Origin of the sequence: Microlunatus phosphovorus NM-1, from assembly GCF_000270245.1 — a bacterium.
GTDB lineage: Bacteria > Actinomycetota > Actinomycetes > Propionibacteriales > Propionibacteriaceae > Microlunatus > Microlunatus phosphovorus.
This window is the reverse complement of sequence record NC_015635.1, coordinates 997537-1023133: the sequence shown is the minus strand read 5'-3', so window position 1 is coordinate 1023133 and position 25597 is coordinate 997537. Positions and strand designations below refer to the sequence as shown.

Annotated in this window: 27 protein-coding genes; 8 read left to right on the top strand and 19 right to left on the bottom strand. The window is 67.3% G+C overall.

All coding sequences use genetic code 11. The features are described 5' to 3' along the window. Positions 1-358: 358 nt before the first annotated feature. The 5 genes from MLP_RS04500 to MLP_RS04480 form a co-directional block, all read right to left on the bottom strand. On the bottom strand, positions 359-1222 hold the full coding sequence (locus tag MLP_RS04500) for an FAD:protein FMN transferase (protein ID WP_013861826.1): 864 nt from the start codon (positions 1220-1222) through the stop codon (positions 359-361). Positions 1223-1238: 16 nt separating this feature from the next. Next, a complete protein-coding gene (locus MLP_RS04495) occupies positions 1239-2120 on the bottom strand; it encodes an aldo/keto reductase (protein ID WP_013861825.1) in 882 nt (293 codons plus the stop codon). 82 nt (positions 2121-2202) lie between these two features. Next, complete coding sequence (locus tag MLP_RS04490) at positions 2203-3066, bottom strand: helix-turn-helix transcriptional regulator (protein ID WP_013861824.1); 864 nt, start codon at positions 3064-3066, stop codon at positions 2203-2205. Between the two features lie 94 nt (positions 3067-3160). Next, on the bottom strand, positions 3161-4039 hold the full coding sequence (locus tag MLP_RS04485; protein WP_013861823.1) for a helix-turn-helix domain-containing protein: 879 nt from the start codon (positions 4037-4039) through the stop codon (positions 3161-3163). 80 nt (positions 4040-4119) lie between these two features. Next, positions 4120-5091 (bottom strand): aldo/keto reductase, encoded by a 972-nt coding sequence (locus tag MLP_RS04480; RefSeq protein WP_013861822.1) that lies wholly within the window; start codon positions 5089-5091, stop codon positions 4120-4122. A 171-nt stretch (positions 5092-5262) separates the two neighbouring features. Here MLP_RS04480 and MLP_RS04475 point away from each other — a divergent pair, with 171 nt between their 5' ends. From MLP_RS04475 to MLP_RS04465, 3 genes are all read left to right on the top strand, one after another. Next, entirely contained in the window at positions 5263-6636 is a 1374-nt protein-coding gene (locus MLP_RS04475; protein WP_013861821.1) for an MFS transporter, read from the top strand. Positions 6637-6759: 123 nt separating this feature from the next. Then, positions 6760-7497: an SDR family oxidoreductase gene (locus tag MLP_RS04470; RefSeq protein ID WP_013861820.1), complete on the top strand. Its 738-nt coding sequence runs from the start codon at positions 6760-6762 to the stop codon at positions 7495-7497. Between the two features lie 117 nt (positions 7498-7614). After that, a complete protein-coding gene (locus MLP_RS04465) occupies positions 7615-8601 on the top strand; it encodes an aldo/keto reductase (RefSeq protein ID WP_013861819.1) in 987 nt (328 codons plus the stop codon). A gap of 63 nt (positions 8602-8664) precedes the next feature. Here the strand turns inward: MLP_RS04465 and MLP_RS04460 are convergent, their stop codons facing one another. Further along, positions 8665-9903 (bottom strand): MFS transporter, encoded by a 1239-nt coding sequence (locus MLP_RS04460; RefSeq protein ID WP_013861818.1) that lies wholly within the window; start codon positions 9901-9903, stop codon positions 8665-8667. A 275-nt stretch (positions 9904-10178) separates the two neighbouring features. Between MLP_RS04460 and MLP_RS04455 the strand changes: the two genes are divergently transcribed. After that, positions 10179-11153, top strand: coding sequence for an aldo/keto reductase (locus tag MLP_RS04455; protein WP_041791235.1), 975 nt, complete (start codon positions 10179-10181; stop codon positions 11151-11153). Between the two features lie 51 nt (positions 11154-11204). Further along, the gene (locus tag MLP_RS26060) at positions 11205-11666 is read left to right on the top strand and encodes an SDR family NAD(P)-dependent oxidoreductase (protein ID WP_013861816.1); all 462 of its coding nucleotides are present in this window, start codon (positions 11205-11207) and stop codon (positions 11664-11666) included. Positions 11667-11670: 4 nt separating this feature from the next. Here the strand turns inward: MLP_RS26060 and MLP_RS27280 are convergent, their stop codons facing one another. The 3 genes from MLP_RS27280 to MLP_RS27875 all read right to left on the bottom strand — a co-directional run bounded on the left by MLP_RS27280 (position 11671) and on the right by MLP_RS27875 (position 13515). After that, a complete protein-coding gene (locus MLP_RS27280; protein ID WP_013861815.1) occupies positions 11671-12207 on the bottom strand; it encodes a cyclophilin-like fold protein in 537 nt (178 codons plus the stop codon). Positions 12208-12254: 47 nt separating this feature from the next. Further along, on the bottom strand, positions 12255-12920 hold the full coding sequence (locus tag MLP_RS04440) for an SDR family NAD(P)-dependent oxidoreductase (protein ID WP_013861814.1): 666 nt from the start codon (positions 12918-12920) through the stop codon (positions 12255-12257). A 445-nt stretch (positions 12921-13365) separates the two neighbouring features. After that, positions 13366-13515 (bottom strand): hypothetical protein, encoded by a 150-nt coding sequence (locus MLP_RS27875; protein ID WP_156821026.1) that lies wholly within the window; start codon positions 13513-13515, stop codon positions 13366-13368. A gap of 198 nt (positions 13516-13713) precedes the next feature. On the opposite strand from MLP_RS27875, the gene MLP_RS04435 reads away from it, so the two are divergent. Continuing rightward, entirely contained in the window at positions 13714-14100 is a 387-nt protein-coding gene (locus MLP_RS04435; protein WP_013861812.1) for a hypothetical protein, read from the top strand. 202 nt (positions 14101-14302) lie between these two features. Here MLP_RS04435 and MLP_RS04430 read toward each other — a convergent pair whose 3' ends face one another. The 3 genes from MLP_RS04430 to MLP_RS04420 all read right to left on the bottom strand — a co-directional run bounded on the left by MLP_RS04430 (position 14303) and on the right by MLP_RS04420 (position 15845). Continuing rightward, positions 14303-14479 carry a hypothetical protein gene (locus tag MLP_RS04430; RefSeq protein ID WP_156821025.1) on the bottom strand — a complete coding sequence of 59 codons (177 nt, stop codon included), beginning with the start codon at positions 14477-14479 and terminating at the stop codon, positions 14303-14305. A gap of 32 nt (positions 14480-14511) precedes the next feature. After that, complete coding sequence (locus MLP_RS04425; protein WP_041789724.1) at positions 14512-15486, bottom strand: Rpn family recombination-promoting nuclease/putative transposase; 975 nt, start codon at positions 15484-15486, stop codon at positions 14512-14514. A gap of 107 nt (positions 15487-15593) precedes the next feature. Beyond that, a complete protein-coding gene (locus tag MLP_RS04420) occupies positions 15594-15845 on the bottom strand; it encodes a glycoside hydrolase family 3 C-terminal domain-containing protein (protein WP_013861809.1) in 252 nt (83 codons plus the stop codon). A 23-nt stretch (positions 15846-15868) separates the two neighbouring features. Between MLP_RS04420 and MLP_RS29325 the strand changes: the two genes are divergently transcribed. Beyond that, positions 15869-16129, top strand: a complete 261-nt coding sequence (locus tag MLP_RS29325) for an aminotransferase class III-fold pyridoxal phosphate-dependent enzyme (RefSeq protein WP_013861808.1) — start codon at positions 15869-15871, stop codon at positions 16127-16129. 6 nt (positions 16130-16135) lie between these two features. On the opposite strand, the gene MLP_RS04415 is transcribed toward MLP_RS29325, so the two are convergent. From MLP_RS04415 to MLP_RS04405, 3 genes are read right to left on the bottom strand one after another with little or no spacing between them, the layout of a single operon-like run. Next, a complete protein-coding gene (locus tag MLP_RS04415; protein ID WP_041789722.1) occupies positions 16136-16783 on the bottom strand; it encodes a hypothetical protein in 648 nt (215 codons plus the stop codon). A 14-nt stretch (positions 16784-16797) separates the two neighbouring features. Continuing rightward, positions 16798-17004, bottom strand: coding sequence for a hypothetical protein (locus MLP_RS04410; protein WP_013861806.1), 207 nt, complete (start codon positions 17002-17004; stop codon positions 16798-16800). Between the two features lie 36 nt (positions 17005-17040). Continuing rightward, the gene (locus MLP_RS04405) at positions 17041-17628 is read right to left on the bottom strand and encodes a hypothetical protein (RefSeq protein WP_013861805.1); all 588 of its coding nucleotides are present in this window, start codon (positions 17626-17628) and stop codon (positions 17041-17043) included. A 110-nt stretch (positions 17629-17738) separates the two neighbouring features. Here MLP_RS04405 and MLP_RS04400 point away from each other — a divergent pair, with 110 nt between their 5' ends. Next, positions 17739-20828, top strand: a complete 3090-nt coding sequence (locus MLP_RS04400; protein ID WP_156821024.1) for an AAA family ATPase — start codon at positions 17739-17741, stop codon at positions 20826-20828. 91 nt (positions 20829-20919) lie between these two features. On the opposite strand, the gene MLP_RS26050 is transcribed toward MLP_RS04400, so the two are convergent. From MLP_RS26050 to MLP_RS04380, 4 genes are read right to left on the bottom strand one after another with little or no spacing between them, the layout of a single operon-like run. After that, positions 20920-21753: an IPT/TIG domain-containing protein gene (locus tag MLP_RS26050; protein WP_013861803.1), complete on the bottom strand. Its 834-nt coding sequence runs from the start codon at positions 21751-21753 to the stop codon at positions 20920-20922. Between the two features lie 14 nt (positions 21754-21767). Then, positions 21768-23381: a hypothetical protein gene (locus MLP_RS04390; RefSeq protein WP_013861802.1), complete on the bottom strand. Its 1614-nt coding sequence runs from the start codon at positions 23379-23381 to the stop codon at positions 21768-21770. Further along, on the bottom strand, positions 23374-24093 hold the full coding sequence (locus tag MLP_RS04385) for an FRG domain-containing protein (RefSeq protein ID WP_156821023.1): 720 nt from the start codon (positions 24091-24093) through the stop codon (positions 23374-23376). Before MLP_RS04385 ends, MLP_RS04390 begins: the two co-directional genes overlap by 8 nt. Then, positions 24080-25516 carry a hypothetical protein gene (locus tag MLP_RS04380; RefSeq protein WP_041789721.1) on the bottom strand — a complete coding sequence of 479 codons (1437 nt, stop codon included), beginning with the start codon at positions 25514-25516 and terminating at the stop codon, positions 24080-24082. The genes MLP_RS04385 and MLP_RS04380 overlap by 14 nt, the downstream gene beginning before the upstream one ends. Between the last annotated feature and the right edge of the window lie 81 nt (positions 25517-25597).

Below are 25597 nucleotides of genomic sequence, written 5' to 3'. Positions count from 1 at the left end.
ACGTGCCGTCCGATGCTGCCGCTGGCTCCGACGACCAGCACCGCGTTCGTCGAGTTGGTCGTGCTGGAGCTGTCTGCCGATGCGTGCGCTTCGTGAACCATATGGTCGACGCTAAGCGGCAGCCGCGGCGCGGAGAAGGAACTGCTGGTACACCCATCGCCAGCTTCTTCCCACTACCGAGGGGGACTGTCAGCTGCCGGCCGCCTGCTCACGGATCTTGGCGAGAGCTTCGTTGAAACCATCGGCGCAGCCGCCGGCGCCGGAAGCGTGACAAATCCGCGACTCAACCTTCCCAACCGGCGCGACACGCCGCCCCATGACTACTGAGCTGCACATCTGTCACCTGTTCGGATCCGGATCAGAGGAAAAGCTCTCCCGGGAAGTCGTTGGACCACTGCACCCGCCCGTCGGCGAGCATGCGCACCCAGGAGAACTCGAACATCTCGAGCCGCTCCGGTTCGGCGACGAACAGGGCGGTCGCCAGCCCGTCGGCAGTGGCTGCGTCGGCAGCCATCACCCAGGTCGCCACGACGTCGGACACGGGCCTGCCGGTCCGCCCGTCGAGAACGTGGTGCAGCCCTCTGCCCCAGGCGCGACGGGTGATCGCCGAGGCGCACAGCGCCGCATTCGCCAGCGGTGCGGTGCCGATCACCCGATCGGGCCGGGTGGGGTGCTCGAGGCCGACGACGATCGGTTCGGGTCCGGCATGATGCAGGTCGCCGCTGCCGTCGACCACGTACCGGTCGATGCCATGCTCCCGGAGCGTCGCGGCAATGAGGTCGACGAGGTGACCCTTCCCTGCCGCGCCGACGTCGATCACCAGCGGGCGGGCCGTGACGAACGCGTTGCCGTCCCGACGGACGTCGCGCGTCCAGACGTCCGGGACCCGGTCGGCGAGGCCGGCCCGATCGGGTGTGAGGGTGTACCGCGCGTCATAGCCGAGCAGCTCGAGGTCGCGCCCGACCAGCGGATCCACTGCTCCGTCCGTCGCGGCAAACAATCGGTCGTACAGATCCAGCAGGGGCAGGTCGCGGGCGGGGAACTCGAACCGTCCCCCGTCGGCCGCGGAGGCGATCTCGGCGATCGTCGAATCCGTGCGGAACCGCGACCACGCCCGGTCGAAGTCAGCACACAGCTCGGCGATCTCGATCCGCAGCCCGTCGGTCAGCGGATGGTCGGTGTCGAGTTGCCAGCCGGTGCCGATCGCCGTGAAGCGATGCACTGCGCCGGAGGATCGCTCAGGCCTCCGGGATATCGCGGTGGAACGACTCGAGGGTGATGATGTCGGGGTCCGGGCCGCTGCGCACCCCGGTGTCCAGGGCGTCGATCCGGCCGAGCTCGTCGGCGGACAGGTCAAAGTCGAACACGTCGAAGTTGGCGGCGATCCGCTCCGGCTTCACCGACTTCGGGATCGCGGAACGGCCCTCCTGCAGATGCCAGCGCAGCATCACCTGCGCGGGCGTCTTGCCGTGCGAGGTCGCGATCTCGCCGATCACCGGGTCGTTGAACGTCGACCGGCTGGAATCTCCGCGGTAGCTGGTGATCCCGCCCATCGGCGACCACGCCTGGGTGATGATCCCGTGCGCGGCATCAGCCTGCTGCACGTCGGGCTCCGAGAAGTAGGGGTGTCCCTCGACCTGGTTGACCGCGGGCACCACGTCGGTCTCGGCGAGCAGCCGCTCGAGCACATTGGGCATGAAGTTCGAGACACCGATCGCGCGGACCTTCCCGTCGGCGAGCAGCGTCTCCAGCGCCTGGTACGCGCCAATCGTCTTCTCGAAGTCCGCGGTCAGCGGCTGGTGCAGCAGGAGCAGGTCGATCTGCTCCACACCGAGCTTTCCGGCCGACTTGTCGAAGGAGTGCAGGGTCTGGTCATAGCCGTAGTCGCTGATCCACAGCTTGGTCTCGATGAAGATCTCCGACCGGTCGAGACCGGATTGGCGGATGCCCTCGCCGACCTCGCGTTCGTTGAAGTACGACGCGGCCGTGTCGATCAGCCGGTAGCCGACGCGCAGCGCCTCGGCGACGGAGGCGACGGTCTGGTCCGGCGGGGTCTGGAAGACGCCGAAGCCCAGGGCCGGCATCTCGACGCCGTTGTTCAAGGTGATATTCGCGCTCATGGCGCCACCCTAGGCTCGAGACCGCCGGCAAGGGAGGAACTGTCAGTTCACCTCTCGCCCCTCGACCATCGCCGTACGGGTTCTACTGCTCGACACCGGCCGGGCCCGACGCGGCGAAGCTGCCCAGCAGTTGGAGCCGCTCCTCGGTGGGACTGCCGGACTCGGCCGTGTGCGCGAACAGGAACCAGTCCGGGTCCGCGGGCAGGTCCAGCGCCTCGTAGTCCAGTTCGAGGTCGCCGACGATCGGGTGGTGGATGCGCTTGACGCCGAGCCGGTGAAAGCGGACGTCGTGTCTGCTCCACCGGGTGCAGAAGTCGTCGCTGCGGGTCACCAGCTCCCCGATCAGATCGGTCATCGCCTTATCGCGAGGGCACTGCCCGGCATAGCCGCGCAGGGTCGCGACGACCTCGTCGGCCACCCGGTTCCAGTCGGGGAAGAACTCCTCCGCGGCGGGGTTGAAGAAAATGAACCGGGCCGTGTTCGACCCGTTCGCCCGATCCTCGATGATCGGCGCATACAGCGCTCGCCCGAGCGGATTCGTGGCGACGATCGTCGTCCGACGATCGCGGATCCACGCCGGTGCGCCGGTGATCGCGTCCAGCAGCCGGCGCAGGCTGGGCCTGATCCCCTCTTCCTCGGTGCGCCGACGCCGTGGCGCCCGCCGGGGGCTCGCGGCTCCAGCGAGGTCATGCAGATGCGCGCTCTCCGCCTCGTCCAGCTTGAGCGCCTGGGCCAGGGCGTCCAGCACGGCGGGCGAGACGCCGGAAAGGTCGCCGCGCTCCATCCGGGCGTAGTACTCCACGCTGACACCGGTGCGCATGGCCACCTCTTCCCTCCGCAGCCCGGGCACCCGGCGGCGTCCGCCGCCGATCAGACCCAGCTGCTCGGGCACGATGCGGTCCCGACGGCTGTGAAGGAACTCCGCGACCTCTGCTCGATGATCCATACGCCCACGCTAGGGACCGCCGTCTCCCGGAGGGAGGCACTGGCAGTCCCTGGCTCGGCGGCGCGAAGAGTCGGCGGCGCGAGCAGTCGGTGGATCAGCCCACGGAGCGGTCGTCGCTGACCAGGTCGTCCGGGATCGCGACACTACCGAGAAGCTTGAGCCGCTCCTCGGTGGGTGATCCGGGCTCGGCGGTGAAGGCGAACATGAACCAGTCCGGGTTGGCGGGGAACTCCATCGCCTCGTAGAAAAGCTCCAGATCGCCCACGACCGGGTGGTGGATGCGCTTGACCCCGTCGCGGTGGTGACGGACGTCGTGTTTGGCCCAGCGGTGCCGGAAGGTGTCGCTGCGGGTGACCAGCTCGCCGATCAGCTCGGTGAGCCTCTTGTCCTGCGGGTTCTGCCCGGCGTACGTGCGCAGCGTCGCCACCAGGTCGTCGGCGTTCTCCTCCCAGTCGGGGAAGAAGACTCGGGAGGCGGGGCTGAGGAAGGTGAACCGCGCGGTGTTGCCCTGATTGGCCGGATCCTCCAGCATCGGCGCATACAGCGCCCGGCCGAGCGCGTTGGCGGCGACGAAGTCCAGCCGTCGGTCTCGCACCCACATCGGCGCACCCGTGACCGCGTCCAGGAACCGCTGCAGCGTCGGTTTCACGGCCTGCTCCACAGGCTTGCTGCGGCGGCGCCGCGGCGGTTTCGGCCCCGCGGCCCGAGCGAGGTCGGCCAGGTGGTCGGTCTCGGCCTCATCGAGCTTCAGCGCACGGGCGAGCGCGTCGAGGACCTCCAGAGACACGCCCCGGAGGTCGCCGCGCTCCATCCGGGCGTAGTACTCCACGCTGACGCCGGTGAGCATGGCCAACTCCTCCCGACGCAGGCCAGGCACCCGGCGGCGTCCACCGCTGATGATGCCCGCCTGCTCGGGCGTGATCCGGTCCCTGCGCGTGCGCAGGAAATCGGAAACCTCGTCTCGGTGCTCCACGACGTCAACGCTAATCGCGGACGGCGCAGCGTGGGAGGAACTGGGAGTGCCCCCGTCGCCTCGCTGCCTGCTGCGCGGTCTCAGGCGTGAGTCTCGTGGCCGCTGCCACGGGCACCGGTCACGGCCAGGTGTGCGGAACGCTCGTCGATCTCGGCAACCTCCTCGGGAGTCAGCACGACCTCGGCAGCGGCATTGTTCTCCGCCACCCGTTCGGGCCGCCGGCTGCCCGGAATCGGCACGATGCCCGGCTCCTTCGCCAACAGCCAGGCCAGCGCGACCTGCCCCGGCGTGACCTGCTTGCGGGCGGCGACCTCGACCACCAAGTCGACGACGGGCTGGTTGGCCGCCAGCGCCTCGGGCGTGAATCGCGGGAACCGGCTGCGGATGTCGTTGGCGGCGAAGGACTCCCCACGCCCGACCGTGCCGGTCAGGAACCCCTGCCCTAGCGGCGACCACGGCACCAGACCGATGCCCAGTTCCACACAGGCCGGCAACACCTCAGCCTCGACGTCGCGCGCCCAGATCGAGTACTCGTTCTGCACCGCGGCCACCGGCTGCACGGCGTGCGCCCGGCGGATGGTCCCCGCCGCGGCCTCCGACAGTCCGAAGTGGACGACCTTACCCTCACCGATCAGATCCTTGACCGTGCCGGCGACGTCCTCGATCGGCACCTGCGGGTCGACCCGGTGCTGGTACAGCAGGTCGATCCGGTCGGTGCGCAGCCGCTGCAGGGAACCCTCAACCGCCCGGCGGATGTTCTCAGGTCGGCTGTCCAGCCCGGTCCGGGTGGTGCCGTCGAAGCCGAACCCGAACTTCGTGGCGATCACCACCTGGTCGCGGATCGGTTCCAGCGACTCGCCGACCAGAGCTTCGTTCGCGAACGGACCGTACGCCTCCGCAGTGTCGAAGAACGTCACGCCCTGCTCGTACGCTCCGCGGATCAGACCGACACCGTGGGCAATGTCGACCGGCTCGCCGTAGTTGGCGCTGAGGCCCATGCAGCCCAGGCCGATGGCCGAGACCTCCAGAGTCCCGAGCGAACGCTTCTTCATGGCAGTGCCCTTCCTTCTTCTCTTGACCTTCTCTTTGACGGACTCCTCACGGTAGGCGCGACCGCTGCGGCGTGGGAGGAACTGTCAGTGCACCGATAACCGGTCCCTTCCTCGCCCGGTCCTCGACTGGTTGCCTGGCTTCGTCCCACCGCACAGAACCGAGAGCCGAGCATGTCCGAGACCACCGCTACCCCCAACACCCGCGCTGTCAAAGCCGCGAGGCCACGTGCCTCCCTCGCCGTCGCCATGCTCGGCTTCTTCGTCGTGGCACTCGACGCCCAGATCGTCAACGTCGCACTCCCCCACATCCGCGCCGACCTGGGCGGCGGACTGTCCGGCCTCCAATGGATCGTCACCGGCTACACCCTGATGTTCTCCGCCCTCCAACTGTTCGGCGGCACGCTTTCCGACCGAATCGGAGCCCGCCGCGCCTACGGCATCGGCATGGCCGTGTTCGTCGCCGGCTCCGCCGCCTGTGGGGCAGCCCCGAGCCTGACCGTCCTGATCGCCGGCCGTGTCGTGCAGGGCATCGGCGCGGCCATGATCACCCCGACCTCGTTGGCACTGATCCGCGAAGCCTTCCTTGACGCGGTGCAGCGGGGACGCGCGATCACCTACTGGGCGCTCGGCGGATCCGTCGCCGCAGCCGCCGGACCGGTCCTGGGCGGCGTACTGACCCAATTCGGCTGGCGCTGGATCTTCCTCGTCAACCTGCCCGTCGGGATCGTCGCGCTCATCGTGCTCGCCCGCGTCACTCCGTCCGCAGGTCGCGTCGCGCCGTTCGACTGGGCCGGACAGATCGCCGCCATCGCTGCCCTCGGCGGGCTCACCTTCGGCATCATCGAGGGTGGCTCGGTGGGCTACGCCGCACCGGAGGTGCTGGCCGCGTTCGTCGTCGCCATCATCGGCGCCATCATCTTCCTGATTGCCCAGGCTCGTGGACGCCACCCGATGATGCCGCTGGACCTCTTCCGCTCCGGGACGGTGTCCACCGGTCTGGGCATCGCTTTCGTCACCATGGCTGCGTTCTATGGCGTGGTGTTCGTGCAGAGCCTGTACTTCCAGGAGCAGCGTGGCGCAAGCGCGCTGGTCACCGGGCTGCTGTTCCTGCCGATGACCGGCCTCGTGGCCATATTCAACCCGTTCGTCGCCCGGGCCATGGAGCGCCTCGGGAAGATCGTCACCACCATCGGTGGCATGGTCTTGATGGCACTCGGCCTGATCGCCCTTGCCTGTCTCCCCGCAGACGCCCCGATCCTGGTCGCAGCGCTACTCATGGTGCCGGTCGGGCTCGGCGGCTCCTTCACCGTCCCGCCGGTGACCGCACTCATCCTGGATCAGGTCCCCGCCGCGCGGGCCGGCACCGCCAGTGGCATCCTCAACACCGCCCGACAGATGGGCGGCTCTCTCGGCATCGCGATCTTCGGCGCGGTCCTCGCCGTGCAGCCCACGTTCCAGACCGGTCTCCGGACCGACTACGCCGTCACCGGCGCCGTGCTCCTGGTGCTCGCCGTCGCGGCACTCCGCCTCCGCCGGGCGGCCTGATCGGCCACATCCCCGAAGGTGCAGCCATCCGGTGGAAGGGGGGAACTTCCAGTACCTTCCTCGGACGTCAATCCCCTGATGCGATAGCAACGCACATCAGACTCAATCGAAGGAGCGTCACCTATGAACGATGACCAGAGCGCCGGCCGCGTCGCGGTCATCACCGGAGCTTCCTCCGGCATCGGCGCGGCCACCGCGCGTGCCTTGGCCGCCGACGGCTACCGAGTCGCGCTGCTCGCGCGCCGCCTCGCCCGGATCGAAGCTCTCGCCCAGTCGTTCGGCAACGGATCGATCGCGATCCGGGCCGACGTCACCGACCGGGATTCCCTGCTGGCTGCGGCCGAGCGCGTGCAGGAAGAACTCGGCGGCGCCGACGTCTTGGTGAACAACGCCGGCGTCATGCTGCTCGGCCCGTTCTCCGCCGAGCAGCATACGGACTATCGGACCATGATCGAGGCGAATCTGCTCGGTGCGATTACCGCCACCGAGGTCTTCCTCGATCAACTCAAGGACGGCGGGGCCGGAGATCTGATCAACATCTCCTCCGTCGCCGGACGCACTGCCCGCGCAACCAACGGGGTCTACGCCGCCACCAAGTGGGGCCTGAACGGCTGGTCCGAGTCGCTCCGCCAGGAATTCCTGCCCGACATCCGAGTCACCCTCATCGAACCCGGCGTCGTCGATACCGAGCTACCCACCCACATCACCCACGAAGCCACACGCAAGGCCGCGCAGAAGGGCTACGACGCCGCGACCGTCAAACCCGAAGAGGTCGCCGAGATCATCGCCTTCGTCCTTTCCCGCCCCCGCCACCTCGCCATCAACGAAATCCTGCTCCGCCCGGCCGACCAGCTCGGCTGAGCAGCTCCAGACCGCGCTTCACGAGGGAGGACAAGGGAGGAACTGCCAGTACCTCCCGTCCCTGCATCGGGATGCCTAGGCTCAACGGAGGAGAATCACGACAGGAGAAGATGGCGTATGAAGCACCGCACGCTCGGCCGGAGCGACCTGACCGTCTCGGCAATCGGATTCGGCTGCATGGGACTCAGCCACGGCGACGGCAAGCCCGTCGACGATGCGCACGGCATCGAGGTGATCCGGCGCGCCGTAGACCTGGGTGTGACCTTCTTCGACACTGCGCAGGTCTACGGCCCCTTCGTCAACGAGGAACTCGTCGGCAGGGCCCTCGCCCCGGTACGCGACGAGGTCACGATCGCCACCAAGTTCGGCTTCGACTTCGACGGAACCCGCAAGTCCGGACTCAACAGCACCCCCGGCTACATCCGCACAACGGTCGACGCCTCGCTGACCCGGCTCGGTGTGGACAAGATCGACCTGCTCTACCAGCACCGCGTCGATCCCGAGGTGCCGATCGAGGACGTCGCCGGCACCGTGAAGGAGCTCGTCGAAGCCGGCAAGGTCACGCACTTCGGTCTCTCCGAGGCCGGCGCATCGACGATCCGCCGCGCCCACGCAGTGCAGCCGGTCGCTGCGCTGCAGAGCGAGTATTCGCTGTGGTGGCGGGAGCCGGAGGCCGAGATCCTGCCCACTCTGACGGAGTTGGGCATCGGCCTGGTGCCGTTCAGCCCGCTCGGCAAGGGCCTGCTCACCGGCACCGTCGATGCCTCCACCTCCTTCGCCGAGGGAGACCTTCGCGGCAACCTGCCCCGCTACAGCGAGCAAGGCCGCAAGGCCGGCGAGCAGGTCGTCGACCTGCTCGCGACGATCGCGCATCGTAAGGAGGCCACGCCTGCCCAGGTCGCCCTCGCCTGGCTGCTCGCCCAGCGGCCCTGGGTCGTCCCTATCCCCGGGACCACCAAGATCCACCGTCTCGAGGAGAACGTCGGTGCGGCATCCGTCACGCTCACCGACGACGAGCTGGACCAGCTCACCTCGGCATCAGCGCTCATCGACACCTCCGTCGCTCGCTACCCCGAGAAGATGCAGAGCTGGATCGACCGCTGACCTATTGCCGTAAGCGTTCGCAGACGATGCCTGGTCGCTCGGGCCCACCGCACCCGAAACGGCTCAGCCCGCGACCGCTTCCGCGAAGGTCTGCTGAGCTGCGACCTGCCCACGCGCAGCGGCTCGCTTCCTGCTGAACAAGATGGCGAGCGGTACGAAGTAGAGCGCGGCGATGCAGGCACCCACCAGCACCGGCCCGGTCGCCCCGAGCGACGATTCGATGGCGAACCCGGCGATCCAAGAGCCGGCCGCCGTGCCCGCGTTGAACGAGGCAGTGCTCAACGCCGAGGCCAGTGTGGGTGCCCGATCCGCATAGCGGACGGCCATCCCGATCAAGACCGGATTGGTCGACATGCCGAACAGTCCCAGCAGCACGACCAGGCCGACAGTGACGACCGAATGGTGGGAGAACAGGCACAGGGCGACGAGCACCAGGAACGTCGCGGTCGCCGAGACGAACAAGACCGCGTACAGACGGCTCGCGCCGAGTCGGCCGCCGACGTTCGTGCCGACGAACGCCCCGAGCCCGTAGCCGACCAGCACCAACGGGACCGCGGACGCAGCCAGACCGGTGTTCTCGGTCAACAGCGGTGAGATGAAGCTGTAGGCGGCGAGGGAGGAACCGCAGACAATGGCGCAACCGGCCAGGACCAGCCAGATCCGCCCATCGCGCAGGCTGGTGATCTCGGCCCGTACCGACGGCACAGGACCGGACTGAGGGTCGGCGGGCACGTGGCGGTAGACCACGACCGCGGCGGCCAACGCCGCCACAGCCAATGCCCAGAACGGCCCACGCCAGCCGATCAGCTGGCCGGCGAACGCACCGAGCGGGACACCGATGACATTGGCGAGCATGCCGCCGCCGAGGACGATACCGAGTGCGCGGGAGGCTAGCTCGGGGCCGGCGACCTTCGCTCCGACCACGGCCGCAACTGCCCAGAACGCGCCGGTGGCCAGTGCGGTCAGGAACCGGGCACCCAAGATCAGCCAGAAGTGCGTGGTGATCGCGACGATGATGTGACCGATGGCGAATACGACCAAGGCCAGGGTCAGGGTGACGCGGCGCGGCAGCTTGAGGGTGAGGATCGCCATCGTCGGCGTGCCGACGATCATGCCGATGGCGAACACGGTGATCATCAGGCCGGCGTTGGCGACCGAGGTGCCGAGATCATCGGCGATCTCGGGAAGGATGCCGGCGACGATGAACTCTGTCGTACCCATCAGGAAGACCCCGACGGCGAGGATGTAGATGACGCTCGGCAATCGGCCGGATTTGGTGACTGACGAAGCTGTGGTGCGCATGCGAAGCTCGATCTTTCTGTCTTTCTCGTTCACTGCTGGTTTCGAGTTCGCGTCGTTGCGCGCAAACCGCCTGCCAGATCGGCGTCGCTGGGAACAGAACACCACAAGATGCCGACGGAGTGGGAGTCCCGGTTGATGGCGGTACCCACGAGGACCCTCAGCTGCGCCAGACTGCGATGGTTCGATTGAGGTAGGTCTCGACACTGGTGGTGACCTCGGTGGATCGATCGAGCGAGACGATGGCTCCGCTCCTCATGGAAGAGAAGGAAGCTGCGATGAAGTACTCCGTCCTCGGTACGACCGGTGTCAAGGTGTCCCGGATCTGTCTGGGCACCGCCACGTTCGGGGTCGCGCCCATCGCGCAGGACGCCGACCGTCTCGTCGGTGCCGCGATCGACCTCGGCATCAACTTCGTCGACACCGCCGACGTGTACGGCAACCTGCCGGTCTTCGACCGGCCCGGCGCCCCAGCTGCCGCTGACCGTGAACCCGCCGAGCAGATCCTCGGCCGCGCGCTCCGCGGCCGTCGCGACCAGCTGGTGCTCGCCACCAAGTCGAACGGCATCGTCGGGCCCGACGTCAACGACCGCGGCCTGTCCCGCCGCCACATCATCCGCCAGGTCGAGAGCAGCCTGCGCCGCCTGCAGACCGACTACATCGACCTCTACTATGCCCACGATCCCGACCCGGACACCCCGTTGGAGCAGACCCTGGCGACGTACGACGATCTCATCCGGCAGGGCAAGATCCGTTACGTCGGCCTGTCCAACCATCCCGCCTGGCAGGTCACCCAGGCACTGTGGATCGCCGACGACCGGCGCCTCCAGGCCCCTGTCGCCGCTCAGGTGAAGTACAACCTGATCGATCGAGCGGCCGAACGAGAACTCGGACCCGCCTGCCAGCAGTTCGGGCTGTCCATCGTTCCGTATGCGCCGTTGCACGGTGGTCTGCTCGCCGATCTGGCCGTTCTCGACCGCGAGGTCTCCGGCGACCAACGTTTCGGCGCGGCTGGATTCAGCGACTCCGAGATCGCCGTCGCCCAATGGGTCGACAGGCTTGCCCGTGCTTGGGGGCTAGCGCCGTACCAGGTGTCGCTGGCCTGGCTGCTGTCTCGCCCCGCGGTGGCCTCCGCCATCGTCGGTGCGGAGACCCCCGAAGAGCTCCACGCCAACGCGACGGCGGCCGACGTCGAGCTCGATCGAGCCCAACTGGACACGCTGACCGCGTTGGCCGCCGGCCTGGTCCCCTGAGTCAGCCCGGACGCGCAGCCCACCCAGCCAGAATCAGGAGCCACACCTCTCATGGCACTCGTCCTCGTCACCGGCGCCTCAACAGGCCTCGGACTCGCCACCGTGCGACAGCTGGCCGACGCCGGGCACGACGTGGTGTTGCACGCCCGCAACCCCGGCCGCCGACGCCGCACGTACGACGACTCGAAGCTCTATGTCACGACACTCGCGATGGCCCTCGCCAGGATCCGTACCGACGCGCTGGCGCACGCGGTCGATCCCGGTTGGGTGCCGACCCGGATGGGCGGACCGGCTGCCTCCGACAGCCTGGAGGAAGGACACCGTACGCAGACCTGGCTCGCTACTGCGGACCCGGCACAGATCGACCCTCCCACCGGCGGATATTGGTTCCACCGCAAGGCCCGCCGTCCTCATCGGGCCGCACTCGACACGGCATTCCAGAACGAGCTCTTGGCCAAGCTGGAGGCGCATACCGGCATCCCGCTCGAACGAACTACCGACCTCGCCACCTGAGCGCTCAGTCGGCCCGCTCGATGGTCACCGGGCGTGCCTCGTCCCAGCCCTTCAGGATCGAGATGTCACCATCGATGCGGCCGAGGCGGACGATCCCGTTGTAGCGGCCGACGTCGGTGTAGTACAACACCACAACGCCATCCGGCGCGTAGTAGCCGATCGTTCCGGCCGGTGCGCTCTCTCCATCAGGCATGCCCTCCATCGTGAGCGGCCGAGGTGGTTCGGCCGTCACTTCCTGACCGCCGAAGTCGGCGAAGTCGAGGGTGAGCGGCAACTGCGCGACGAGGGATTTCGCGGCCGGGTTGTCCGACAGAGTCGCGTTGAGCGTCTTGCCGGCGACCACGATCCGGATGGGAGCCTCGCCCGAGGCCTCACTCGTCGCCTCGGCTGAGGTCTGGCGGGTGGGCGCCGGAGACTCTGCCGGGGTCGACGTGGCCCCGGCAGCAGCGGACGCGCCGGAGCCGGGGGTCGGCGCGGGACTGTCGTCGTCCGTACCGCAGCCGATGAGACCAGCGCAGGCAAGAACGAAGGCGACTGCCACAACTCGTCGCACCCCGCCAGCTGGCCCAAGGCCGCTGATCCGACCGGTCATGCTGGGGCATCACCGACCGTGACCCGGAATGGACCCGGCACGATGTGGAGCTGCCACAAGCGTTCGGCGAGAGCGTCAGGATCGAAGAGCGGATCGCCACCGCCGATCGCGCCGGGAATGATGAGCTGCCGCACCTGCACGCCTTGGGCAGCGACTGCGTCATGCAGGATGGCGCCGTAGGCGGACTCCCCGGCGAAGGCGACCGAGGTGCCGGCAACCTTCCCATTCGGCGTGACCGCACTCGACCCGTTCACGAACACGATGGTGCCCGATGCTCGTTCGAGCATGCCGGGTAGCACCTGCTCGACGGCGGTGGCCGGCCCGAGGATCGAGAACTCGGTGGCCGCCCGCAGGTCTGCGGCGGTGGTGTCGAGGACAGGTCGGAGGAACTGGCTGCTCGGCACCGGGCTGTACTGCAGCACCTCGATCGGACCCAGCTCCTCCGCCGCGAGACCGAGGGCAGCGACCAGCGCCTCCCGATCGCTGACGTCCCCCGGGTACGCCTTCGCGGCGATGCCGTCGGCGGCGAGCGCCTGCTCCAGCGCGGCGAGCTTGTCCCGGTTGCGGGCAATCAGTGCGACGGCGAAGCCCTCGCGGCCGAACTTCAGTGCGGCAGCAGCCCCGAGTCCAGGGCCGGCGCCGATGATGGCGATTACTGGCATGGTGCCACGCTACGTAACCGTGAGTGGCCGAGGGAGTCCCTGGTGATACCCCTACCAAGCGGGCGTTCCTCGCCGGCGGATCAGTCGGGATTGTGGGCGGCCACCAGGGTGACCACGGCCGTGCAGCAGCCCGCGGATCGAGGCGCTGACCGCGATGCCCTGTCCGGCGCCGGCGATCAGACTGGCCGATGAACTGACTCAGACCCCCGCTGGCCAGCGCCGCGACGACGCTGACCATGCCAGCCAGGAAGATGCTCATCCCCAGCCGTTGTGCCGTCGCTGGGCTGAACCTCCCGCCGAGCGGCGCACCCAGCACGCTCGGCGCCATGTAGGCGGCGAACACCAGCCCGATGACCAGCGCGTTGCGAGTTGCCGAGCTGATCGACGGTGAGTGCCGGCACGAACCCCTGGTAGCACGCCCCCATCGCCCAGGTCGCCAGGAAGATCACCGCGGCGACTGGCACCGGCCCAGCACCAGCAGCGCGGTGATCGTACCGACGAAGTAGGCGACGACGGCCAACGCGATCCCGGCGTTGCTGAAGCCGTCCTCGGCCCAGTAGGTGTCTAAGCTCCGGGATGTGCCTGGCCGCCGCACGCGCCTTCGCCGCGGCGGGTGCCGCTGTCGTCATCGTCGACATCGAGCAGGCTCAGGCGTCGGGAGGGTAGCGACTCCGCACCGTGCGCGGTCGTGACGGCTGGACGGTCCGATCACACGACCGCCCGCTGGTTTGTTTGCCCATCCTCCACGGGGGTATGAGACACACATCGTCGAGCACCCGAGAGAGGACAAGTCATGACAACCAGCCCATGGGAATGGAATGCGTGGGACTTCCGTGATCGAGAGAGCGCGTCCGCCGAGGACCGCGGCATCGTCGGTTTCAAGGTCAGCGCCACCGACGGGGATATCGGCAAGGTGGACGCGGCGAGCACGGAGGTCGGTGCTAGCCAGATCGTCGTGGACACCGGACCGTGGATCTTCGGGCGGCAGGTCTTGATTCCAGCTGCCTGCATCGAGCGCATCGACTGGGACGAAGAGAGAGTCGTTGTCGATCAGAGCAAGGACCAGATCAAGAACTCGCCGGAGCTTCGCGAGGGCTCCACGTGGGACGATCCAGGCTATCGGGCGGACGTCAGCAAATACTTCAGCGACTCCTACGGTGGCGGCCGGCACACACTGTGACATCCGCTTTCTACCGCGCCGGCTGGGACTGATCGCCCAAGCGCCACAGCCCCACTACCGCAGATCGCAGCGTTCGGGTCAGGAGATGCCGGCCTTCCGCGAAGATCGCCAGGAAGATGGCATATCCGAGGCAGACCCTCGTATCCCGGTCACGCTCTCCAACTCGGCGAGGCGTTCGGCGGTCTGGACGTAGAACTCCTCCCTACCCAGGAGTGACCACCTCCCGGGCCAACAACACCCACGGCGCATCCGGCTCGTCGTCGACGAAGAGCGCGAGCCCAGAACGCAGGAATCCCTTGCCCTTCAGGACGGGATCACTGTCATCCATCCACTCATGAGCGGAGGACAGATCCCGGAAGTCCCCCGCTGTGTCCACCACCGCCAGCAACGTCGCCCCGACCGCTGATGGGCTCAGGTGAAGATGTCGTCGATGGTGTTGGCAGTCAGGATGCGGCGGGTCCAGATCTCCAACTGGCTCGTCGGGGCGGTGCGGACCTTCTGCTCGATGTCAGTCGGCAGATCGCTGAATTTGATGTCGAGTTGCTCCAACAGCGTATCGGCACGGCCTCGTGCTTCGCCTTCGGCACGGAGTACGTCGGCAGTGGTCATGGCGACCTCCTTGGCTTCAGGCCCAAGTCGGGCAAGAAAATCAGTGAGCTCTGGTTCTGGAGTGTTGCTGACAATCAAAGCGTACGTCCACAAAATGACCAGATCAGACCGCCGCACCGCCTCCAAATCAGTCCGCCAGTCCGGCAGCACCCGGGTGAGATGCTCGCTCCCCGGAGCCTCACGCATCAGCACAAAGCTGAGTCGCACCGCGTGTGTCAGGGGTCGTGACCGAAGCTCCTCGACGCCGAGACGGTGCAGATCGTCCAACAGATAGCTGAACCTGGGCGCGAAACCGACGGTGTCATCGTCGGTGCCGATCAAATCGATCAGATCCAGTGGTGGGCTCCAAGGAGCGCGGCCCTGGTAGACGACGATCGGGATGATCGGCGGCAGCCGCCGCACACCGGGATGCTGCTCCAAGTGCCGGGTCCAGATCCGGGTGAGATAGCTACACATCCGCAACGCCATCCACCGGTCGGGCGTGGACTGGTGTTCCAACAACACATAGATCAAGGCATCACCCTGGTCGAGGCGGGCACGGAACAGCACATCGGTGTGCTGCTGACGCAGAGCCCGGTCGACGAAGCTGCCATCGACCTGTTCGAGCTGGTCGAGATCCAGCCGACTCGCCAGCCCGGCAGGCAGAATCGAGCGAAGCTCCGAAGCAGCATGCTCAGGCTTACCGAGAATGCCCTTGAACAAGCCGTCATGAGGCTGACCGGCGACCGACGGAGTCACGCTCTCGGCTGGTGGATCCGGCGGCTCGGCGGCGGTCATGGACGAGACGTTACGGGCAGCCACCGACACCGGCTCGGCAGCTTGTGGACGCCGAGTCACCGGGGCTCGATGGTGACGGCGCCGTCCGACACCTCGAGGCGAGGCAGTCAGACCTTCGTAGCCGAACGTGGTGTACGACAGACCGTGCCCGAACGGGAACCGTGGGGGAGCCCGTGCTGGTCGAACCCGCGGTAGCCGATGAACAGGCCTTCGGTATAGGGCACGTCGACATTCCACTCGTTGCCCACCGGGTTGGCGATGCCGATCGTCGCGTACCGATCCTCGCGGAGCGCAACCGTGTACGGCAGCTTTCCGGAGAGGTTCACATCACCGAACAGCACCCGCGCGCGCCAACCCATCCTGCTCGCGCCGCAGCGCCAGTGTGGTTTGGTCCTGCCGCTCGCCCTCACGGGAGCGGACAACACCACGGCGACATCGGACCGTTCATCAGCGTCTCGCCGGCGATGTTGGCTGCCTGCCGCTGGCAGCCGTCACCGGCCGCGCCGACCTGCTCGATGCCGTCCAACCCGATGGGCTCGGCGGCACCTGCTCGGGCAGTCCGATCGCTTGCGCCGCCGCTCTCGCGAGCATGGACTACCTAACCGAGCACGATCTGCCTGCCCGGGCTCCGGTCGTGTCGTGAGACCCACTAGTGGGAGCGGACGTTTGCGTCGGTGGTCATCAGGATCTGCTCGTTGGCCATTTTGGTGCCGATGAAGACGAGAAGCGCCCCTGGCGCTCCCCAAGCCAAGTACTGCACCATGGCGCCGCCGAGAACCGCATCGGCCTCACCGTCACTCCCCGCGGCCCAGAGGTCCATGGACCGCTGGGTCGCCTGGTCCAGCGCCACTCCGACCAGGATGTAGCCGACGATGATGATGAGCCGGCCAAGGCGGTCAAGCCAGCCGCGCCGACGGGCGCCGCGCCAGACGTACGCACCGTTGGTGACAGTCACCGCACCCCAGATGACCCGGCCTATGGCGTCGGCGAGCGCCGCTGAGCCCTCGGCTCCGAAGGGGTCAGGATGATCGTCCGTCTCCAGCACCTGACCCACCCCGCCGACGATCATGAGCAGTCCCGCGCCGAACACCAGGGCGCCCACGAACCAGCAGAGCACGTTCGGCCTCGGTGGTTCAGGCGAGGTCGTCACCTCCGACGCAGCCGCACCCGAGCGCCGAGCTGCGCGCGCTCTCCTGATCCTCGCGTCTCGTGCCAAGGCCGTCACGGTCCAGGCAAAGAGCATGACCCAGAGGGCCGCCAGGATGAGGACGACAGTGGGGATCGCGATCGTCTCCATTGCAACCATCGTGGTTACCCCGAGCCTTTCAGCACCGGCCCAGGCGTGGGCCTTCGGCGAGGCGGATACTCCAGGCGGAGTGTCTGGTTCGGCCGCAGCTCACGCGAGGGGAAGGTGACGTCGTGGACGCCGCGACCGTTGATCTCGAGCACGATTGCCACGCCGAACCGGTCGACAACGATCCCGTCCTGGCCGGCGTCTTCCGTAGGCTGATTGCTCATGGCGTCTCCCGGTACGACTGGCTTGGTTCGACCGCTTCAGCTGATGCGGCGGACTCGCACCCACAGGTCGTAGTCAGGTCCCCCGGCCACGTCGAACGGCAGATCGCCGCTCTTGCCGCTGAACCGGAAGCGCTCCTCGAAGCTGGCGCCGGGACGAGGGAGCCGACGCTCCAGCGTGCGTGCCGACCACAGCACGGTCCGCGACCCCATCAGGTCGTCGGCGATCAGGTTGTTCAACGAGTCCCGGATGACTCCGCGCGCCTTGCCCACCCAGTCCCCGATGACCGGCGCCCACTGAGCGAGGTTGAGCGCCTTCTCCGTCTTCTTGGCGACGTCGTCGGGATTTCCCTGGTCCATCTCCCAGAGCTGGATGGCCAGGGCGATCGGGCCCGGGGCCCCCTTGGTGTCGCGCGCGACGGGCCACACGGTGTTCTTGTTGCCCGTTGCGTCGAAGTTGAACGTCTCCCCGGAGTCGACATCGCCGAACTCACGCGACCGGCTCGTGGTCACCCGGCCCCCGGCGTTGGCGGTGAACACCCAGAGCGGCTCGTCTGAGCCAGTCCAGTCGATACCGGACTCGTCCACTGCCTTGAACTTGACCGCCTTGACGGTGTAGCTCGCCATCTCTGCTCCTCTTGCTGGTGCGTGCCCCGCTGGCACGCTTCTGTCCTGGAGGCGTGACATCGTTGTGCCAGGCCGTGGCACACGACCTGGCACGGTGCCACCATGGCGAGATGAGGTCGATGACCATCGTCGAGCGGCGCAGCGAACTGCGCCGGATCGGCGAGTACATCGAGGGCGCCCTGCACAGGCGGGGTCGGTCTGTCTGTCTGCAGGCTGCCGCCGGCCTGGGCAAGACCGCACTGCTGAGGGAGGCACAGTCCGCGGCCTCGGCCGCGGGGCTGGCTTCGGCGGCGGGCACCTGCTGGCGAGAAGGGTCGATGCCGTACGAGCCATGGCTTGACATCCTCAATCAGCTCCAGGTCTCGACCGGGACCACCGGCTGGCCCTACCGGCCCGGACTGACTGGCTTCATGGAGGTCGAGCGCGCCCTCGCCGCGGTGGCCGACGAGCGGCCCCTGCTGATCGAACTGGACGACCTGCACTGTGGGGACGAGGGAACCCTGCTGCTGACCCGCTACCTGGCCGGCCGTGCCGAGCGGTTCGGGCTCGTCCTCCTCGCGGCGGTACGAGACCTCAACCCCGCCGGGCTGCTCGCCGAGACCCTACGGCCCTTCGACCGGATCCGTCTCAGCCCACTGACCGAGCACGCCGTCGGCGAGCTTTGCATCCAGCGCGGCTACGCCGGCTTTTCTGACGCAGCGGTGAAGACCCTCACCACCGCGACCGGGGGCGTGCCGCTCCAGGTGATCGTGGCTCTCGAGTCGACCAGGCTGGATGCCGTCGAAGCGAACCTCGGCGCCGATTTGCCGGCCATGATCACGTCGCGGATGGACGAGCTGCCTGACCATCAGGCCGCCGTGCTCGCCAAAGCCGCCGTCCTCGGCCAACTCAGCGACCTCGCCACCGTCGCCGGCGTTGCACACGTACCGGAGGCCGAAGCGGCCGCCGCCATCCGCGCCGCACAGGCCCTCAGCATCGCCAGGCCCGGCACCGCCGATGTCCTCGACCTTCGCCACGACCTGGTTCGACAGGCTGTGCACAGCTGGCTCACCCCCGCCCAGCGCACCGAGGCCGAGGTCGCCGCTGCCGACTGGTTCGCGGCGCGATCGATCAGCGACCCAGCACTGCTGATCCGCGCCGCTCATCACACCGTCACCGCCGCCGGAGTCGATCGACGCCATGCACGACGTGCTGTCGAACTCGGACGGCTGGCGGCCCGGTCTCTCGCCGCGCAAGGGGCTCCCGAGGACAGTGCCCGTCTCCTCGAGCGACTCATCGCCATCAACGAAGCCGACCCTGCGGTCTCCCACGCGCTGCTCCTCGTCGAGCACGCACAAGCCGTGTTGCTGACCGGCCGCCTCGGCGCCGCCATGCGCCACTTCGACCAGGCACTCACCGCTGCCTTGGTCGAAGACGACCCGCAGACAGTTGCCGAGGCTGCCGCCGGGCTCGGCGCCCTGTGGGTCAACAGCATTCGCTCCCCCGACCACCAAGCTCACGTGCTTTCCACTCAGCGAAAGGTGCTCGCATATCTGCCACCCGGCTTCGGTTCAGTGCCGTTGCGGCTGCGTGCGCGCATCGCGGCCGAGTCAATGTTCTGGGAAGCGGCGCCACCCGACGCGCTCTTCGCCGTGATCGATGACGCGCTGCGGCTGGGCGATCCCGCCACCCTCGTCGAGGTGTTGTCGGTGGCACACAATCCGCTGCTCGGACCGCAGCACACGGCACGACGGCTCAGCATGGCCGAGTCGATGATCACCCGGGCCGCCTACATCGGCACCGGGGTTCTCCCGCTGATGGCCTGGTGCTGGCGTACGGTCGATCTGTTCCTCAGCGGGGACTCCAAAGCACCGCAGTCCCTCTCGCAGCTCCGTGCCGCTGCCGAAGCGACCCAGAGCCTGTCGGTGATCTACATCGTCCGCGCGATCGAGGCCATGGTGCTGATCGGCCGGGGTGACTTCGCCGCCGCCGAGGCGACCGCCAAGCAGGCCTACGAACTCGGCTGCGCGGCGGAGGATCCCGATGCCCTCAGCTACCTGACCGCGCATCTGGTGACCATCGGCTGGTACCAGGGCCGCGACACGGAGCTGCTGGCCCTGATGGAGCAAGCGGCGGGCAACGCCAGTATCGACGCCGTCGACTTCTCCTTCGACGCCGCGGCGGCTGCCATCGCGGCCCGCGCCGGACAGCACGACCTGGCCACTCACTACCTCAACAAGATCACCGACACCGGGCTCGATGCACTGCCGCGGTTCAGCACCTGGCTGATGGCGGTCTCCCTGGTCGTAGAGGCCGCGACGCAGCTCGACGACGCCGAGACGTTGGCCCGCGCCTACGCCCTGCTGACGCCGTACGCGCACCTGCCCATCATGGGATCGCTGGCAGTCGTCTGCCTGGGCAGCTGCCACCAATGGCTCGGCCGAGCCGCGCTCGCCCTCAACCGGCTCGACGATGCCGAGCGCCACCTTCGCGCCGCCGTGGACGCGGAGATCCATCTCGGGAATCTACCGGCCCTCACCGTCAGTCGCGCCCTGCTGGCCGACTGCCTGACGCGGCTGCCTGACCGCGCCGGCCGAGCAGACGAGATCGACACCCTGCTCAGCCGCTGCCGCAGCACCGCCGCGAAGCTCGAGATGTCAGAGGTTCTTCACCAGGTGGAGACGATCAGCCGGCGCGGAGCCAGCCAGCGCTGCATCAAGATCAGCCGAAGCGGATCCGAATGGCTGCTCCAGCTGGGAGCTGAGACCGCGCTGGTCCGCGATCTGGTCGGCATGCCCATCCTGGCAACCCTCACCTCGGCCCCCGACCAGTGGTTCCCCGCCCACGAGCTCGCCTACGCAACGGCCCCCGCGTCCGGCACCGCCGACAGCCTGCTGGACGATCAAGCACGGCACGCCCTGCGGGAGCGGATGACCGAGCTCGCGGACCAGATCGCGCGCGCTCGAGACGATGGCGATCTCGCCGGCCAGGAGGCCGCCGAGAACGAGCTCGACGCACTGACTGACTATCTGCGGCAGAGCAGCGGCCTGGGGGGCCGTTCCCGCAGATTCGCCGGCGACAGCGAGCGGGCCAGAACCTCGGTACGCAAGGCGCTGGTGCGCGCCATCGACGAAGTCCAGCGCTCCAACGCCGACATCTCCGCGCATCTGAAGGATCACATCGTCACCGGCGCGACCTGCTGCTATCGGATCCGGCAATGATGGATCCACGGTCGCCTCAACACCTCGCGGTGACCGGTGAGTTCGTCAGGCAGCGCAGCGGGACGTAGCAGCCGGCCCGCCACCCGACCGATCAGGAATCCGGCTCCTCCGGCGTGCCTCGAGTCACCGTGAACGGGTCGCGGCTGGTCCAGGCACCGGCTGGTCCGATCAGCTTGAGTGGTCCGGTGACTGCCTCCGCGGGCACCTCGGTCGTCACCTCGGACTCCGAGGCCGTGAGCACAGCAACTGAGATACCGCCGCCGAACCTGACCTGGGTGATCAAAGAGAGCCCGGCTCCGCTGATCTTGATCAGATCACCGACCGCACCCTCCGCAGGCGTGATCTTGTCGATCGTCGTGGTTCCGGTGAGCGAGTCCTTTCCTTTCTCGGCCGGCGACAGCAGGACCTCGAACACCGCCTTGAGCTTCTCCACGGCCTCTCGTGAGAACAGGCCGGCCAGGGCGCTGATCGCCGCGATCCCGTAGGGGTTCACGTTGTCGGTGGTGCTGAACGAGGTGGTCAGCCCGCCGCGAAGGACCAGATAGGTGAGGAGAGCCATCCCGCTGCCGGTCAGCGGCAGCGCCAGATACATGAGTGTCCAGCTCGAGTGCAGGTTCCGGTTGCCCACGTACCAGTAGAAGGAGCGCACGCTGTGGGCCAGTCCACCGAGCGCCCCGGCGGCGAGCACGATGATGAAGAGTTGTGTCTCGTCGGCCATGACGCCATGCCAACTGAACCAGTTCGAGGCGGTGTCGGAGCCGCCTGCCGGCACCGGGATCGGCCAGAACGCGACAAGTGTGTAGGCGGCGATTCCGGCGAGGGCGAAGAGGACGGCGGCGATCATGACGATCGCTGGCGCGGCGACGTACCCACCGCCAGGCCCCTCGGTGGCGGGTACGTCGCTGCTCTGATCTTGCTCTTCCATGGTGATCTCCTGTCTCAGACCCGCCAGAGCACGGCCGGGGGCTTGGGTTCGAGGCCTGCTACTTCTCGCATGCTCGGGTGAAAGACGTAGCCGGCGGGACTGTCGGGCAGTGTGAGACGTCCCATCCGGTCAAGGGAGAAGAAGATGTCGCCGCCCCGATCGCCGGCAAGGCCTAGCAGGCCGTTCTGCCACAAGATGGTGCCGACGTCGGGCGCTCCCAGAATCTCCCTGGCGCGTGTTCGCAGGTCGAGCATCTCCGAGACCGAGATTCTGGTGCCGCTGCACTCTTGCAGGATCCCGGTCAGCATTGCCGCTCGGTCGATCGCATACTCCTTGACCGACAGGTAGGAATCTGTGTACTCGTGGGCTGCCGCCCCCGCGGGGATCTCGTCCGAGACCATCTGGTTGGCCGCGACCGAGATCTGCTGCAAGCCGGAAAGTCGGGCGATGTTCTCGATCACCGCCTTGAACTCTGCCGACGTCAGCGAGCCGATGCCCGCCCGCTCGATGGCGGGACCGAGGACGTTTCCCAACAAGACGACGTCTCGAGGCAGGCACTGCGTGTGTCGGAGCGCGTAGGAGTAGAGATCCTCGGTATTGCCGAACCTGTTGGTTATCGACTTCAGGCCGGTCCATTCCTGCAGGTTGGCGGGCGGTGACGGCCTTCCTCGCCAGAGTGTCGGATCAAGCCGGGCGAGCTTGGCATCGACGAACGCTCGAGCAGCGTCGAATCCCCAGCTGAGCACGCGCATGTGAGGATCGCCGACGTAGCGCGAGGCGTGTTCACTGCGAAACACCGAGTACAGCACGAGGTCGCGGATCGAGATGACGATGTGGAGTCGGGCGCCGAGCCGGGAGTGACGAAGCAGCCTCATCACCTCGTAGAACAGCCCTTTCTGGCATCGCATCCAGTACATGGGGGCATTGGAGAACTCCTCGTCGATCGCATCGACGATCATGTAGAACGGTGGCGCCCCCTCGAGCAGGTAGCCGAGGTAACCCTCGAGATCGTCCCAAAGCGGGTTCTCCAGAGATCGCAGCAGGTCACGGCGGCTCGATGCCTCGTTGATCAGCGTGCGAATGGTCACGAAGGGGCTCCTGGGCCAGGTCGCCCCGCTCAGCAACGGTCCGAAGTAGCGCCGCAAGTGGGATTCCTGTTCCTCGCTGAGGACGTCCCTGATGTCGCGGTTGTGAAGCAGATGGGTGGCGACCGAGGACAGGATCGCCCGCCCCCAGAGCTGCTGCCAGATCTCGGTGAGGATCTTGTCGTCGAACCAGTGCGCGACTCGAATGACGTGCTCGGTGCTCATCAGCTCGGTCTGCTCTGTCTCAGCGACGGTCGCGGGCTCGCCATTGAGCAGACGGGTCGACGTGTTCACCTTCAGATCGGCCTTCAACTTCTTCAGGAAGAAGGTCTTGCCTGAGCCTTTGCGCCCGACGACGACCCGCACTCGCTCCTCACGGGATCTCGTGTAGGACGATCGCCGGAGCTCGCCGATCTCGACGAAGTCGGCGATGTTGGCACGGCTGCCATCTGGGTCGCCGAAGAAGCGAGCATCGCCTTGGTACCTGTCCAGGAAGCCGCCACCCGAGCCAGTCGGGTCGACCGGGCTGTGCTCGCTAGCCATGGAATGCGCTCCGTGCCGCCTGTGTTCGGACATATCGCACGACTCCTGACTGATCGGGGAAGAGAGTGAGGTCGTCGATGGTCATGTGCTCGAGGTCGACGAGCGCCTCTTCGAAGATTCGGGCGGGAAAGGTGTATGCGTGCAGGTACTGATGGAGCCCACGCTCTTGCATGAGGTCGACCAGGCAACCTTGAGCCTCGATGCTGAGGAACAGACCGCGCTGTGCCCTGAGGCGTGCATTCCACGGGCCCGCTCCGAGGCGCACGATGCTGATGTCTGCCGGGCCGGCGAGTCTGCGGTGGCTCGTATCCAGACGCCAGACACACGCCGTCGACTCCACCGACACCGTGCGAGAGACCTGATCCGACAAAGCGAAGTAGACCGCGACCATCGGGCTCGTGGTCCAGTCCAAGAGCGGTGTCGGCAGCCCCCAGTGCTGTCCCAACGCCCAGCGCTCCAGGTCCGCGGTGGGGACGAACTCCCCCACCGTGGCGAGCTTCTCGGCATAGAGGCTCTTCAACACATCCTGCATGTTTCGTCGGTCGGTCACGCCCTTTTCTTGGCAGAACCGCTCGAAGCTGGTCTTGATGCACCACTCGGCGTCGCCCATGCCCCTCCAGACGTGACTGCTGGAGGCCTCACGGAACAGGAGGTCGCGAAGCTCGGGCCAGGTCTCCACGAAACGTGAATCGACGTTCCTATACGTACCCAACGGAAATCTCCTCCCAGGTCGGAGTGAGCTTGCACTCCTCGGCCAGCACCGGATTCCAGCCGGCCAGCGTCCACGCTGGTCCGAGCCGGTCGCTGTAGGTCCGCGAATACAGCCACCTGTTGCCCTCGACGCGCGCGACGAGACGGGAACGCCAGAGCGCCTCGAGGATGAGGAACCGGAGACTGTCGGGGAATGCCTCGAGCATGCGGGCCGCCTCGCTCGGGGTGAAGGTGTCCTTGTCCATGGCCGAGATGGAGGTGATGAGCTGACGGCGCAGCTGGTCCTGCTCGTCGTTCGTCTCGACAGAGGGCTGTCGTGCAAAGCCCCTCGAGACGGACAGGGATCTCAGGTCACTCACGGTGTTGTGGGCAAGCGCGTTCAAGATGTCGATGGCCGTCGACGAGATCCCCTCCTCGAACTCGTCGGCAGTCAGCTGGCGGCCGACGAAGTCACGCTTCTCACATAGCACCCCGGCCAGCTTGTCAACGTCTCCGGCGACCAAGGATGTGTGCTGAAGCAGCTGGTCGATCCGGCGCTGAGCGGAGGACCGGACTTGGCCATCCTGACCCACGGGGCGGACGAGCCACCTCATCGTGCGCGGCCTGCCGTCGGATCCCCTGAGTCGTTGAAGAAAGAGCCTCTCGAGCGACCCCAGATCCCAGACGATCTCCTTGATGCATGCGGCCGTGCTGAGGTTGGGGACACCGTTCTTCCTGAGGAAGTCGAGGGTGCTGCGTCGAACGGCCGCGAGCAGCCGAACGTTGCGCGGGATCCAGCGCTGGCGGTCGTTGTGGGCGATGAGAGCCACGAGCCCGCCTTGGACCTCGGCCATCTCGCTGGGGTGGTTGTCGAAGTAGTTGTCGAGGTGGTCGATGATGATGACCACTGGCGGGAGCAGCGGCGCGAGATCTCCGGTCACCCGCTCTGCCCGCAGCCAGTCTGCCTCCTTCCCGTTGGTGAGCTCGCTTCCGGACGCTGAACGCAGACCGCTGGAGAGCTCGGTCATGACGGTGTACGGATGACGAACCGAGTGCGGGTCGCCGAGCGGCAGGGTCGTCATGACCGATCGGAGCCGCTGTCGGTCCTCCTCGTCGAGGAGGTGCTGATGCACGTTGGCGAATGACAGGTAGCTGCCGACGATCAGGATTCGCCACACGTTCTCCCAGTGCGACACGTCGATCGTGGGCCTGCTCAGACGTCGCCAGACGTCCGTCCGCGGTGTCGACGGCGGTTGCATGAGCTGCCACTCCGATGGCACCCGGGAGGCGACCTCAGACAGCAATCGGCTCTTGCCGCTGCACGCTGCACCGACTACCACGAGGTTGTGCACTTGGGCCGAGGATCCTCGGATGTCTGCACCGGCCCGTGACGGGCCCGGCTCCACCCAGACCGGTTCGTCCGAAGGCTCGTCGATGCCAGACATCTCATCGGCCCTCCGGTCGGGGCGGACATGGCCGTGAGTGCTGTCCACCGGGAAGAGGCAGACAGCAGGTCGACCATACGA

Bases quoted from the DNA above. Each gene is read 5' to 3' on its own strand.
- MLP_RS04495 (WP_013861825.1), bottom strand. From the start codon at position 2,120: ATGAGCGCGAATATCACCTTGAACAACGGCGTCGAGATGCCGGCCCTG.
- MLP_RS04490 (WP_013861824.1), bottom strand. From the start codon at position 3,066: ATGGATCATCGAGCAGAGGTCGCGGAGTTCCTTCACAGCCGTCGGGAC.
- MLP_RS04480 (WP_013861822.1), bottom strand. From the start codon at position 5,091: ATGAAGAAGCGTTCGCTCGGGACTCTGGAGGTCTCGGCCATCGGCCTG.
- MLP_RS04475 (WP_013861821.1), top strand. From the start codon at position 5,263: ATGTCCGAGACCACCGCTACCCCCAACACCCGCGCTGTCAAAGCCGCG.
- MLP_RS04470 (WP_013861820.1), top strand. From the start codon at position 6,760: ATGAACGATGACCAGAGCGCCGGCCGCGTCGCGGTCATCACCGGAGCT.
- MLP_RS04465 (WP_013861819.1), top strand. From the start codon at position 7,615: ATGAAGCACCGCACGCTCGGCCGGAGCGACCTGACCGTCTCGGCAATC.
- MLP_RS04460 (WP_013861818.1), bottom strand. From the start codon at position 9,903: ATGCGCACCACAGCTTCGTCAGTCACCAAATCCGGCCGATTGCCGAGC.
- MLP_RS04455 (WP_041791235.1), top strand. From the start codon at position 10,179: ATGAAGTACTCCGTCCTCGGTACGACCGGTGTCAAGGTGTCCCGGATC.
- MLP_RS26060 (WP_013861816.1), top strand. From the start codon at position 11,205: ATGGCACTCGTCCTCGTCACCGGCGCCTCAACAGGCCTCGGACTCGCC.
- MLP_RS04440 (WP_013861814.1), bottom strand. From the start codon at position 12,920: ATGCCAGTAATCGCCATCATCGGCGCCGGCCCTGGACTCGGGGCTGCT.
- MLP_RS04435 (WP_013861812.1), top strand. From the start codon at position 13,714: ATGACAACCAGCCCATGGGAATGGAATGCGTGGGACTTCCGTGATCGA.
- MLP_RS04425 (WP_041789724.1), bottom strand. From the start codon at position 15,486: ATGACCGCCGCCGAGCCGCCGGATCCACCAGCCGAGAGCGTGACTCCG.
- MLP_RS04420 (WP_013861809.1), bottom strand. From the start codon at position 15,845: ATGGGTTGGCGCGCGCGGGTGCTGTTCGGTGATGTGAACCTCTCCGGA.
- MLP_RS04415 (WP_041789722.1), bottom strand. From the start codon at position 16,783: ATGGAGACGATCGCGATCCCCACTGTCGTCCTCATCCTGGCGGCCCTC.
- MLP_RS04410 (WP_013861806.1), bottom strand. From the start codon at position 17,004: ATGAGCAATCAGCCTACGGAAGACGCCGGCCAGGACGGGATCGTTGTC.
- MLP_RS04405 (WP_013861805.1), bottom strand. From the start codon at position 17,628: ATGGCGAGCTACACCGTCAAGGCGGTCAAGTTCAAGGCAGTGGACGAG.
- MLP_RS04400 (WP_156821024.1), top strand. From the start codon at position 17,739: ATGAGGTCGATGACCATCGTCGAGCGGCGCAGCGAACTGCGCCGGATC.
- MLP_RS26050 (WP_013861803.1), bottom strand. From the start codon at position 21,753: ATGGAAGAGCAAGATCAGAGCAGCGACGTACCCGCCACCGAGGGGCCT.
- MLP_RS04390 (WP_013861802.1), bottom strand. From the start codon at position 23,381: ATGGCTAGCGAGCACAGCCCGGTCGACCCGACTGGCTCGGGTGGCGGC.
- MLP_RS04380 (WP_041789721.1), bottom strand. From the start codon at position 25,516: ATGTCTGGCATCGACGAGCCTTCGGACGAACCGGTCTGGGTGGAGCCG.